At 66.2% G+C, this 12,223-nt stretch carries 11 protein-coding genes; 6 read left to right on the plus strand and 5 right to left on the minus strand.

Annotated features, from left to right (window positions below; translation table 11 throughout):
* Positions 1-8: 8 nt before the first annotated feature.
* Entirely contained in the window at positions 9-1,409 is a 1,401-nt protein-coding gene (locus tag D7316_RS11265) for a WS/DGAT/MGAT family O-acyltransferase (RefSeq protein ID WP_124708325.1), read from the minus strand.
* A gap of 144 nt (positions 1,410-1,553) precedes the next feature.
* Here D7316_RS11265 and D7316_RS11270 point away from each other — a divergent pair, with 144 nt between their 5' ends.
* The 6 genes from D7316_RS11270 (at position 1,554) to D7316_RS27120 (ending at position 7,958) form a co-directional block, all read left to right on the plus strand.
* Positions 1,554-2,066, plus strand: coding sequence for a nuclear transport factor 2 family protein (locus D7316_RS11270; protein WP_124708326.1), 513 nt, complete (start codon positions 1,554-1,556; stop codon positions 2,064-2,066).
* 329 nt (positions 2,067-2,395) lie between these two features.
* The gene (locus D7316_RS11275) at positions 2,396-3,388 is read left to right on the plus strand and encodes an acyl-ACP desaturase (protein WP_124708327.1); all 993 of its coding nucleotides are present in this window, start codon (positions 2,396-2,398) and stop codon (positions 3,386-3,388) included.
* A 14-nt stretch (positions 3,389-3,402) separates the two neighbouring features.
* The gene (gene dusB / locus D7316_RS11280; protein WP_197718217.1) at positions 3,403-4,590 is read left to right on the plus strand and encodes a tRNA dihydrouridine synthase DusB; all 1,188 of its coding nucleotides are present in this window, start codon (positions 3,403-3,405) and stop codon (positions 4,588-4,590) included.
* Between the two features lie 173 nt (positions 4,591-4,763).
* Entirely contained in the window at positions 4,764-6,869 is a 2,106-nt protein-coding gene (locus D7316_RS11290) for an LCP family protein (protein WP_124708328.1), read from the plus strand.
* 100 nt (positions 6,870-6,969) lie between these two features.
* Positions 6,970-7,632 (plus strand): phosphate signaling complex protein PhoU, encoded by a 663-nt coding sequence (gene phoU / locus D7316_RS11295; protein WP_124708329.1) that lies wholly within the window; start codon positions 6,970-6,972, stop codon positions 7,630-7,632.
* A 176-nt stretch (positions 7,633-7,808) separates the two neighbouring features.
* A complete protein-coding gene (locus D7316_RS27120) occupies positions 7,809-7,958 on the plus strand; it encodes a hypothetical protein (RefSeq protein WP_164473773.1) in 150 nt (49 codons plus the stop codon).
* 108 nt (positions 7,959-8,066) lie between these two features.
* On the opposite strand, the gene pstB is transcribed toward D7316_RS27120, so the two are convergent.
* The 4 genes from pstB to pstS all read right to left on the minus strand — a co-directional run bounded on the left by pstB (position 8,067) and on the right by pstS (position 12,029).
* Positions 8,067-8,843, minus strand: coding sequence for a phosphate ABC transporter ATP-binding protein PstB (gene pstB / locus D7316_RS11300; RefSeq protein WP_124708330.1), 777 nt, complete (start codon positions 8,841-8,843; stop codon positions 8,067-8,069).
* A gap of 48 nt (positions 8,844-8,891) precedes the next feature.
* Positions 8,892-9,794: a phosphate ABC transporter permease PstA gene (gene pstA / locus D7316_RS11305; RefSeq protein WP_124708331.1), complete on the minus strand. Its 903-nt coding sequence runs from the start codon at positions 9,792-9,794 to the stop codon at positions 8,892-8,894.
* A 4-nt stretch (positions 9,795-9,798) separates the two neighbouring features.
* A complete protein-coding gene (gene pstC, locus D7316_RS11310; protein ID WP_124708332.1) occupies positions 9,799-10,827 on the minus strand; it encodes a phosphate ABC transporter permease subunit PstC in 1,029 nt (342 codons plus the stop codon).
* A gap of 119 nt (positions 10,828-10,946) precedes the next feature.
* Complete coding sequence (pstS, locus tag D7316_RS11315; RefSeq protein WP_124708333.1) at positions 10,947-12,029, minus strand: phosphate ABC transporter substrate-binding protein PstS; 1,083 nt, start codon at positions 12,027-12,029, stop codon at positions 10,947-10,949.
* Between the last annotated feature and the right edge of the window lie 194 nt (positions 12,030-12,223).

A 12,223-nucleotide genomic window follows, 5' to 3' on the forward strand; every position in this document is an offset into this window, starting at 1 on the left:
CGTGCAGCTCAGTCGCACGCCTCGAGCAGCTGCTTGAGCTCCTCGTCGAAGGCGTGGGCGATCGCCCAGACGTCGGGCGCATGGTCGGTGCAGGCGAGGATGCCGACGTTGATGTGACCGTCCGCGGAGAACACGGTGATGTTGAGGCCCAGGCCGTGGAAGATCGGGCCCAGCGGGTACACCCCGGTGACCCGCGACCCCAGGAAGTAGACCGGGAAGTCGGGACCCGCGACGTTGGAGACCAGGACGTTGAAGATCGGCGGATGCGACAGCGCCAGCCCACGGTCGCCGTAGAGCTTCATGAGCGTCGACATCGTGGTACCCGGGGCGAACTGGGCCCACGCGCGCAGGATGTTCGCATCGATGTCGGCGTGGTGGTCCTTGGAGGTGCGCGCGAAGGTCGCGGCCTGCTCGACGCGTTCCACCGGATCGTCGAGGTCGGTCGGCAACTGGGTGAACATGCCGGTCACCTTGTTGGTGCCACCGGTCACCAGGGAACTCTCGTCGGCGCCGTGCACCGACACCGGCACCATCGCGACCAGCGGCTGCTCGGGCAGTTCACCGTGTTCCTCGAGATAGCTGCGCATCGCACCACCGGTGATGGCCAGGATGACGTCGTTGATCTTCACGCCGAAACGATTCTTGACCCGCTTGATGTCGTCGAGGGACAGCTGGGTCAGCGCCAGAGATCGATGTGGCGTGATCGGCGCATTGAACCGGGTGCGCGGCGCACGGAACGGCGCGGGCATGGCGGTGTTCGATCGCGTCCGGCGAAGCCACCCGACCGGGACCCCGACGGTCCCCGGGATCAGTTTGGCCATCGCGATGGGCCGCTGCACGAAATAGTTGACCGCACCGGTCACCGCCATCGTGGTGCGCGACGATCCACCGGCGGTCTGGTGGATCTTCTCCACATCGAGATCCGGGGCCTCGGGCGTCATCGTGCACAGCTGGGCGAGCAGATCGGCACTGGTCACACCGTCCACGCCCGCGTGGTGCATCCGTAGCATCGCGGCGACCTTGCCGTCGGCGAGTCCCTCGATGACCCACAGCTCCCACAACGGCTTGCCCCGGTCGAGGGTCTGTCCGGCCAGATGCGCGCACAGTTCGGTCAACTCGAGCACGCTGCCGGGCGCCGGCACCCCGACCCGGTGGACGTGACGTTCGATGTCGAAGTCGTCGTCCTCGATCCACACCGGGTGATCGATGTTGAGGACCGAATTGTCCAGCTTGCGGCGGAAATTGGGCAGCGCACTGATCCGGCGTTCCAGTTCGTCGCGCAGTTTGGGAAAGCTGTACCCGCCGGGCATGGTGCTCGGATCGATCTCGATCAGCCCGATGACGTGCATGAGCTGAGATCGTGTCTCGAGATAGAGAAACGACGCATCGAGCCCGCTGAGACGCTGCATTGCACCACTACTTCCTCGTGATCGGAGACCACGCGACCCCGGCGTGACCATGATGCACCGGGGAATCGACCGCCGCACGGATATACCGCGGAGTTCACGTCAACCGAACATTTCTAGAACACGTTCTAGTACGATTCGTCCTCGATGACCACTTTCACCGCCACCGAACTCGACGAAGCATTCCGCGGGTTCCAGCAGACTGTCGCCGAGATCGCGATCAGCCGCGACTGGGACCGCTTCGCCGAGCTGTTCACCGAGGACGCCGACTACGTCGAACACGCACTGGGCACGATGTCGGGCCGCGAGGAGATCCGTAGCTGGATCTGGAAGACGATGACCGCGTTCCCCGGGAGCCACATGACGGGATACCCGTCGCTGTGGCATGTCGTCGACGCCCCGACCGGCCGGGTGATCTGCGAGGTCGACAACCCGATGCGCGATCCCGGCGACGGCACCCTGATCACCGCGACCAACATCACCATCCTCACCTACGCGGGCAACGGTCTGTGGAGTCGCGAGGAGGACGTCTACAACCCGATGGAGTTCGGACAGGCCGCCATGAGGTGGTGCGAGAAGTCGGCCGAACTCGGTACCCTTGACGAGGACGCGGCCCGATGGATGGAGACATTCGGGGTCATGTTCGCCCGGCGGCGGTAGCCGGGGCTGCGGGGGGATTCGGCGGCACCGCCTGGGGAGCGGCGGCCTGCGGATCGGCTGTGAATCCGCGTCGAACGACACACAACACGGGCTCGGTCGGCCATCATCGACCGGGCACGGGACATATGTCGCCGCCGAGGCCGGAGCGTGACCGAGAACACGCATCGCGCACGTAACGGCACATACGCGCGGTTACGATTCCGTAAGTACGGACTTGGGCCAGGTGGACAGGTGTCGTACCCTGGACCACTGATCACCACGCAGTCCCGCGCCGAGCAGACCACAGACAACAGGCATGACATGCGGACCACCACCGTTCGGAGGCAACAATGGCACGCGAGCTGACCCAGCTTGAGCTCCTCAAGGAGCTGGCACCGGTCGCCGAGGACAACGTCAACCGGCACCTCAAGATCGCCAAGGACTGGAACCCGCACGACTACATCCCGTGGGACGAGGGCAAGAACTACGCGGCGCTCGGCGGCGTCGACTACGACCCCGAGCAGTCCCAGCTCGGTGAGGTCGCCAAGGCGGCCATGATCACCAACCTGCTGACCGAGGACAATCTGCCGTCCTATCACCGGGTCATCGCCGAGAACTTCTCGATGGACTCGGCATGGGGCCACTGGGTCGGCCGTTGGACCGCCGAGGAGAACCGACACGGCATCGCGATGCGCGACTACCTCGTCGTGACCCGCGGCGTGGATCCCGTCGCCCTCGAAGAAGCCCGGATGATCCACATGACCAACGGCTACGACCCGATGCTGGCGGCCGCGGGACGCGCCGACGAGCTCGAGGAGTACGCCGACGAACTGGGCATCCTGCACTCCGTCGCCTACGTGACCTTCCAGGAGCTGGCCACCCGCGTGAGCCACCGCAACACCGGCAAGGCCTGCAACGACCCGATCGCCGACCGGATGCTGCAGCGCATCGCCGCCGACGAGAACCTGCACATGATCTTCTACCGCAACATCTGCGGTGCGGGCATGGACATCTCGCCCGATCAGACGCTGCGAGCGGTCACCGACATCGTCACCAACTTCCAGATGCCCGGCGCCGGCATGCCGAACTTCCGTCGTCACGGTGTGCTGATGGCCAAGCACGGCATCTACGACCTGCGCCAGCACCTCGAAGAGGTCATCATGCCGGTCCTGCGCAAGTGGAAGGTCTTCGAGCGGGAGGACTTCACCTCCGCCGGCGAGCAGACCCGCGAGGAGCTCTCCTCGTTCCTCGAGCAGCTCGAGAAGGACACCATCCGCTTCGAGGAGATGCGCGACCGGTCGCTCGCCCGCGAGGCCAAGAAGCGGGAGCAGCAGGCATCCTGAGCACCGCACCGATCTTGTCGACGCCGGCGCCCTCGATCTCCGAGGGCGCCGGTTCGGCGTCGGCTCCGCTGCGGATCGGGTCGATCGAGCTCTCCAGCCCGGTCGTACTCGCACCGATGGCCGGCGTCACCAACGTCGCGTTCCGCACGCTGTGCCGCGAACTCGAACTCGAACGCACCGGCACGGTGTCGGGGCTGTACGTGTGTGAGATGGTCACCGCCCGCGCCCTGGTCGAGCGGCACCCGGTGACCATGCACATGACCACGTTCGGGCCCGACGAGAACCCGCGGTCGATGCAGCTGTACACGGTCGACCCGGAGAACACCTACGCCGCGGCGAAGATGATCGTCGACGAGAATCTCGCCGACCACATCGACATGAACTTCGGATGCCCGGTCCCCAAGGTCACCCGACGCGGTGGCGGATCGGCGATCCCCTACAAACGCAAGCTGTTCCGTCGCATCGTCGCGGCCGCGGTGCGCGCCACCGAGGGCACGTCGATCCCGGTGACGGTGAAATTCCGCATCGGCATCGACGACGACCACCACACCCACCTCGACGCCGGCCGCATCGCCGCCGAAGAGGGCGCGCAGGCCGTGGCACTACACGCCCGCACCGCGTCGCAGCGATACTCGGGCACCGCGGACTGGGATGAGATCGCCCGCCTGAAAGAACATGTGACCGATGTGCCGGTGCTGGGCAACGGCGACATCTTCGAGCCTGCGGACGCCGTCGCCATGATGCGTCACACGGGCTGTGACGGTGTGGTCATCGGTCGCGGCTGCCTGGGTCGGCCGTGGTTGTTCGCCGAGCTCGCGGCCGAACTGAACGGTCTCGCAGCACCTGCCCAGCCCAATCTCGGCGAGGTGTCGAAGATCATCGTCCGCCACGGAGAGTTGCTTTCCGCACATCACGGCGAGGACAAGGGCATGCGCGAGATCCGCAAGCACGTCGCCTGGTACCTGCGTGGCTTCCCCGCCGGCTCCGACCTGCGCAGCCGCTTGTCGCTGGTCAGCACCCTCGATGAACTGAGCGAACTGGTCGCAACCCTGCCCGCCGACGCCGAATTCCCGGCGGACGGACACGGACCACGCGGCCGTCAGGGCTCGCCCGCCAAGGTCGCGCTGCCCGACGGATGGCTCGACAACCCCGACGAGGACGTCGTCCCGGAGGGTGCCGAGATCATGCATTCCGGCGGCTGAGCACCGAAAATCCTCGAGGATTCGGCCTCACCACAGTGGCTGAGACATGTTCTCAGGTGCAATCAGTACTATGACCCGAGGTCCTGCGCCTGTGCAGGGCCATGCAATGGTGCGCCGCGACAGCCCGCGGCCGGCACCAGGTGGCAGCAATCGGGGTTCAAGGGGAAAGTCAGTTGAGTCGTAGGAAATCGGGACCGGACGAGCCGGCCGACGACGGCAGCACGCCGCGTCGGAGCCGTCGCGCCGGACGCTCCGGTGGTGCCAACGACTTCACCGAGCGGTACGGGCAGGCCCCCACGAACGACATCCCCGCACACGGCGCACTGCACGAGCCGCGCGCCACGGACCGTTACGTCCGCGGCCGCACACGGCTCACCGTCCGCGAGCTGATGGAGCAGATGAACGCCGCGGGCGCGCCCACCCCCGAGCCGTCCGGGGCCGCCGATCGTCCCGCGCCACAGCCTCCCGCCGACGACCGCCCGACCACCGTCCACCGGTTCGACGACCTGCGCGGTTTTCCCAACGAGAACGACGTCACGCAGAAGATCCCGACCGTCCGGCCCGACGCCGGACCCGCCGACGTCGAGGTGGACCTCTCCGACGACGCGACCCGACAGCGGGTCACCGAGGAGTCACGCGGCCAGGGCAGTCGAGCCCGACCCCTGGAGCGGACCCCCGACCTCTCCGACACCATTCCGCCCCGGTCCCGGCCGCGGCGCCATCCCGGACCCGCGGAACGTCGGCGCAACCTCTCCCGCAACGTCACCGTCACCGGCCGCGTACTGGTCGCCGTCGCCTGCGTGATGGCGCTGGTCGGTACCGGTTTCGTGTGGGGCTACCTGCAGTCGTGGAACGGCAACTGGAAGACCATCAACGCGGTCGACCCCGACGACCAGAACATCCGCAACAAGGACGCCCAGTACGGCGACGAGACCTACCTGATCGTGGGTACCGACACCCGCAGCGGACAGAACGCCAAGGTCGGGGCGGGCACCACCGCAGACGCCGACGGCGCCCGCTCGGACACGGTGATCCTGGTCAACGTCCCGGCCAATCGCGAGCGCGTCGTCGCGGTGTCGTTCCCCCGTGACCTCGCGGTCGACCGGCCCGAATGCCAGTCCTGGGACAACGGTGCCGGCACCTACGGGGAGGCGTTGCCCGCCGGTTCCGGAGTGAAGCTCAACAGCGTGTACGCCGAGGGCGGACCGAAGTGTCTGGTCAAGGTCATCACCCAGATGAGCGGCCTGAACATCAACCACTTCATCGCGATGGACTTCTACGGCTTCGAGAAGGTCGTCAAGGCCGTCGGTGGGGTCGAGGTCTGTTCACCGACCCCGCTCTACGACTACGAGCTCGGTCAGATCCTGCGTAAGGCGGGCACCCAGAAGCTCACCGGCCGCCGCGCGCTCAACTACGTCCGTGCACGCACGATCGAGTCGGAGGGCAACGGCGACTACGGCCGGATCAAACGGCAGCAGCTGTTCATGTCGTCGCTGCTCCGATCGACGTTGTCGGGCAACGTGCTGTCGAATCCGAACAAGCTCAACAGCATCGTCAACACCTTCATCCAGTACAGCTTCGTCGACGGCGTCGACACCCAGTCGCTGCTCAATCTCGCCGAGTCGATGCAGGGCATCGAGGCCGGTCGGGTCACCTTCCTGACGATCCCGACGTCCGGGACGTCGACGGACGGGCAGAACAACGAGCTCCCCCGCACCGACGACGTCGACGCCATGTTCAACGCCATCATCGACGACGAGCCCCTGCCCGGCGAGAAGGCCAAGAAGCAGGCGTCCGGATCGACGAGCAAGAAGTCGTCGTCGAGCAGCGCCTCGAGCCCGAGCGCGGCACCGGCACCCACCCGGGTGTCGGCCACCGCGCAGAGTCCGGGCAACGTGGGTGTGCGCGTGCTGAACGGCACCGGGCGCACCGGCGCCGCAGCCGACGTCTCCGATCAGCTCGCTCCCCTGGGCTTCGATGTCCGCGGCGTCGCGGACGCGTCGGAGAACCGCGACGACACGGTCATCCGCTACGGCATCGGGGAACAGGATTCGGCGGCCACCCTCGCCGCGATGTTCCCGGGTTCCTCGATCCAGCTGGATCGGAACGTGAAGTCGGGTGTCGAGCTGATCGTCGGCAAGAACTTCGATGGTTCGCTGGACTCGACACCGGACACCGGTGCCACGATCTCGGTCAACCAGCTGCCGCCGTCGACCGGCGCGTCGAACCTGCCGAACGATCTCACGGTCACCAACGCGGGCGACACCACCTGCTCCTGACCAGCGCAGACACGGCCACACGGCCGTGGCACCGGCCGTTCATCGTGAGTTCACCCCGTCACGATCGGGAATGGGCCCGGCGCCAAGTATCCTGGTCCGTATGCGTACCGCCTACCATGAGCAGCTCGAAGGGCTCAACACGATCCTCGGTGAGATGTGTGATCTCGCCGGTGCGGCGATGGCGCGGGCCACCCAGGCATTGTTGCAGGCTGACCTCGCCGTCGCAGAAGAAGTGATCACCGACAACGACCGGATGAACGAACTGTCCGCGCGCGCCGAGGAGCAGGCCTTCGCACTGCTGGCGCTGCAGGCGCCGGTGGCCGGCGACCTGCGCGGCATCGTCAGCGGCTTCCAGATCGTCGCCGACGTCGACCGCATGGGCGCTCTCGCGTTGCACGTCGCCAAGGTCGCGCGACGTCGCCATCCGGCGAAGGCACTGCCGGAAGAGGTCAACGGTTACTTCGCCGAGATGGGCCGTCTGGCGGTACAGCTGGCCCAAACCGCGCGCGAGGTCCTGACCACGCAGAATCCGCAGGATGCGATCCGTCTGCAGGAGGACGACGACGCGATGGACGACCTGCACCGGCACCTCTTCACGGTCCTGATGGACCGTGAGTGGAGCCATGGTGTGGCTGCGGCCGTCGATGTCACCCTGCTCGGACGCTATTACGAGCGTTTCGCCGACCACGCCGTCCTGATCGGACGTCGCGTGGTGTTCCAGGCGACCGGCCAGACCCCCGAGCAGTACCTCGAGGTCTCCTGACCGTCTCCGTCCCATCAACGGGCGTGTGCCGCGACAGCGGTGCACGCCCGTTGTGGTCGGTGGACGTACGCGCGCGATGTGCGATGCGGACCACGTCCCGGAGCCGATGAGTTGGCTCTCACCGGATGTGGTGAAGGATTTCTCCGGCCGTGTGACGTCGCGTTAGGGTGAGCGGCATGGGTCAGCACTACTCTGCGGAACCAGATTTCAACGCCGTCACCGACGAGGAGCACGCCGCTGCGGCGCACCGTCGGCAGATCGTGGTCTACGGCGGGGTCACGCTGTCGCTGATCGCACTGCTGGTCATCCTGCTCATCAACATGTGAGCCTCGAGCACTCGCCGCTCGCTTGGCAGTGGACGGCGGGACCCGAGAACGACAATCGCCGGGAGTCGTGGAACGACCCCCGGCGCAGATGCCGTCGAGAACTCCCGATCAGCCGAAGCGGCCCGAGATGTAGTCCTCGGTCTCCTGCTTGAGCGGGTTGGAGAACATCGTCTCGGTGTCGTTGATCTCGACCAGCTGACCGGGCTGGCCGACACCCTCGAGGTTGAAGAACGCGGTCTGATCGCTGACGCGCGCCGCCTGCTGCATGTTGTGGGTGACGATGACGATGGTGTACTCCTTCTTGAGTTCACCCATCAGGTCCTCGATCGCCAGGGTCGAGATCGGGTCGAGCGCGGAGCAGGGCTCGTCCATCAGCAGCACGTCCGGTGAGACCGCGATGGCGCGCGCGATGCACAGACGCTGCTGCTGACCACCGGAGAGGCCGCCGCCGGGCTTGTCGAGACGGTCCTTGACCTCTTCCCACAGGTTCGCGCCCTTGAGGCTGCGCTCGGCGACGTCGTCGAGCTGTGCCTTGTTGCGCATGCCCTGCAACTTCAGGCCGGCCACCACGTTGTCGCGGATCGACATGGTGGGGAACGGATTCGGGCGCTGGAAGACCATGCCGATCGTCGAGCGGACGCTCACCGGGTCGATCCCCTTGGCGTAGATGTCCTCACCGTCGAGGAGCACCTTGCCCTGCGCATACGCGCCGGGAGTGACCTCGTGCATGCGGTTGAGGGTGCGCAGCACCGTGGACTTGCCGCAGCCCGATGGGCCGATGAAGGCGGTGATCGAGCGCGGCGAGACCTCGAGGGAAACGTCCTTGACCGCGTGGAAGGCGCCGTAATAGATGTTCAGATCTTTGATGTCGAGGCGCTTGGCCATGAGATGTCCATTCGTGTCGAGAATCGAGGGTGACTCGGGAAGCGGGGATCAGGAGGTCTTGGGCGCGAATGCCTTCGAGACGAACTTGGCGCCGAAGTAGATGATCGCGACGAGGATGACCAGTGTCAGCGCCGCGCCCCACACCTGATCGAACGCGCTGGGTCCGTTGTTGTACTGCTGCACCATCATCAGCGGCAGGGACTGCTGGTTGCCCTCGAAGGGATTCCAGTTCATCGCCCTCGTCGCACCGACGAGGATCAGCACCGGGGCCGATTCACCCATCACGCGGGCGATGGCCAGCATGACGCCGGTGATGATGCCCGACATCGCGGTCGGCAGGACCACGCGTGCGATGGTCTTCCACTTCGGGATGCCGAGTGCATAGGAGGCCTCACGCAGATCCTGCGGGACGATCTTGAGCATCTCCTCGGTGGCGCGCACCACCAGCGGCACCATCAACAGGACCAGGGCGATCGCGACCACGAAGCCGGATCGCGGCAGGCCCAGCGTCGTTCGCCAGACCGCGTAGACGAACAGCGCGGCGACGATCGACGGCACGCCGGACAGGATGTCGACCATGAAGGTCGTGATCCGGGCCAGCAGCGACTTCCGGTTGCTGTATTCCACCAGGTAGATCGCGACGAAGATGCCGAGCGGCACCGAGATCACGGCCGCCAGTGCGGTCTGCATCAGCGTGCCGACGATCGCGTTGGCGGCACCGCCGTAGCGCTCGGAGCTCATCCACCAGTCGGGGTCGAGAATCGTCCCGATGCCCCGGGCGACCAGCGTGATGACGAGCCAGAACAGCGGCACGAGCGCGATCAGCAGCGCAGCGGTGACCAGCGCTCCGGCGGCACGATTGCCGAACTTGCGGCGGCCGGAGAGCGGGACGAAGCCCGCCGGACGGGTCTTGACCGGGTCGGTCCCCGGATTCTCCACGGTGACGGTCATGTCGCTACTTCTTTCGGGTGACGACCGCGCGGGCCGCTGCGTTGACGACGAAGGTCAGCACGAACAGGGTGAGACCCGCCGAGATGTAGGCGCCGGTCTTGGCGGGCGAGTCGAACTCGGCCGCATTGTTGGCGATCTTGGTGGCGAACGTCTCGCCACTCTCCATCAGGTTGAAATCCATCGGTCCGGCGGTGGAGATGATCAGCAGCAGCGCCATGGTCTCGCCGAGCGCGCGGCCGAGGCCGAGCATCGACCCGCTGATGTAGCCGGAGAAGCCGAACGGGAGGACCGCCACCCGCACGACCTCCCATTTGGTGGCGCCGAGGGCGAGTGCGGCCTCACGGTGTCCCTTCGGGGTCTGGATGAAGACCTCGCGGGTGACCGCGGTGATGATCGGCAGGATCATCACCGCCAGCACGATGCCACCGGTCAGCAGCGTGCCACCGGTCGACATGTTCGCCACCTGGGTGGGTTGCTGGAAGAACGGAAGGAACCCGAGGTTGCCGACCAACCATTCGTTGACCGGGACCAACGCCGGCCCGAGGACCAGGATGCCCCACAGGCCGTAGACGATGGACGGCACCGCGGCGAGCAGGTCGACGGTGTAGGTGATCGGCCCGACGAGCCGCTTCGGGGCGTACTCGGTGAGGAAGATCGAGATGCCGAGCGAGATCGGCATGGCCAGGATGAGCGCGATCACCGAGACGACGACCGTCGCGTAGAACAGCTGTGGGATACCGAACTTCAGCTCGGTCCCGGTGGTGATCCACTCGCCCTGATAGGTGAAGAAGTTGGCCGTGTTCTTGGCGAGCGACGGAATCGCCTGCGCCAGGAGGAACACGGCGATCAACGCGATGATGACGGAGACCAGGACGCCGGCGCCCACCGACAGGCCGCGGAAGATCTGATCACCGAGTCTGCTGCTCTTACCGGCGCGCAGACCCTCGACATCGCCCTCCGGCTCGAAGGGGGTTCCTGGCAACGTCGGGTCGCCTTGCGGCTGCCCGCCCTGCTGCTCGTTGAGAGAGGTCATGCGTCCTTCTGGTTCGGCTCTGGTCATCCCGCCACTTCCGCGTGATCGTTCCGGTATCAGTGTGTCAACCGAAGTCGCGGGGCCGCAAAATCTCGCGGCCCCGCGACGTCGTCATCGGTTTACTGGTTGGAGCCGCCGGCAGCCTGGCCGAGCGAGTCGATGCTGCCCTGCAGAGTCGTCTTGAAGTTCTGCGGCAGTGCAACGTAGCCGATCTCGGCGAGACCGTCCTGGCCCTTGTTCAGGATCTCGGTGAACGCCGACTTGATCGTGTCGGTCGTCGCCTGCTCGGCGTAGCCGGCCGAGCACACGATCGAGTACGGGGTCAGCAGCAGCGGGTAGGCACCGGCGTCCTTCGACGCGTACAGCGCGTCGGTGTCGACGACCAGGTCCTTGCTGCCCGGGGTCTTGAACTTCACCGTGTCGAGCGCCTTGCCCGCGGTCTCGTTGGTGAGCTGGACCGGTCCGGCACCGAAGTCGACCGCCGCGACACCGAGATCGTTCTCGGTCGCGAAGCCCCACTCGACGTAGGTGATCGAGCCCGGGGTCTTCTTCACGGTGTCACCGACGCCGGTCGACTTGGCCGCGGCCGAACCGCCCTTGCCCTGGAATTCCTTGCTGTGCTCGTACGGCCAGGCCTGCGGAGCCGAGGCCTGCAGGAAGCGCTGGAAGTTGTCGGTGGTGCCCGAGCTGTCGCTGCGGTGGACCGGCACGATGTTGATGCTCGGCAGGGTCACGCCCGGATTCAGCGCGGCGATGGCCGGGTCGTTCCATGTGGTGATCTTCGAATCGAAGATGCCGGCCAGGACGGTCGGGTTCAGATTCAGCTTGTCGACGCCCTCGACGTTGTAGGCGACCGCGACGGGTCCGGCCACCATCGGGAGATGCCATGCGTCGTTGCCGTTGCAACGCTCCTTGGCCTGGGTGATCTCATCGCCCTTGAGCGCGGAGTCCGAGCCGGCGAAGTCGACGTCGCCGGCGATGAACTTCTTGATTCCGTCGCCGGAGCCGCTGCCCGTGTAATCGAGCACGATGTCCGAGTTGTCGGTGAGCACCTGACTGAAGTGCTCCATCGCCTTCTGCTGCGCGGTCGACCCCTCGCCGCTCACGGTCTGGCTCTCCCCACCACCACTGCACGCACTGAGCAGGGTCACCGCTGCAATGGTGGAGACTGCCGCCATTGCGCCATTCCGATTGATTTTCACCGCTACACGTAGCCTTTCGATTCGATTACCCCGCCGATCCGGGGTGTCCGAATTGACGCTAGGCGGGGCTGGTGGACGGTCTCTCGACACCAGGTGAACGGCGGGTGAATTGGCCCGGTCATCCGCCCTGCGGGACGCGCTCGACCACCGCGGCCACGGGTCGGAGTTAGGTTCACCTTTGTTACAGTGGTGAC

It is taken from the genome of Gordonia insulae (assembly GCF_003855095.1).
In the GTDB taxonomy this organism is placed as follows: Bacteria; Actinomycetota; Actinomycetes; order Mycobacteriales; family Mycobacteriaceae; genus Gordonia; species Gordonia insulae.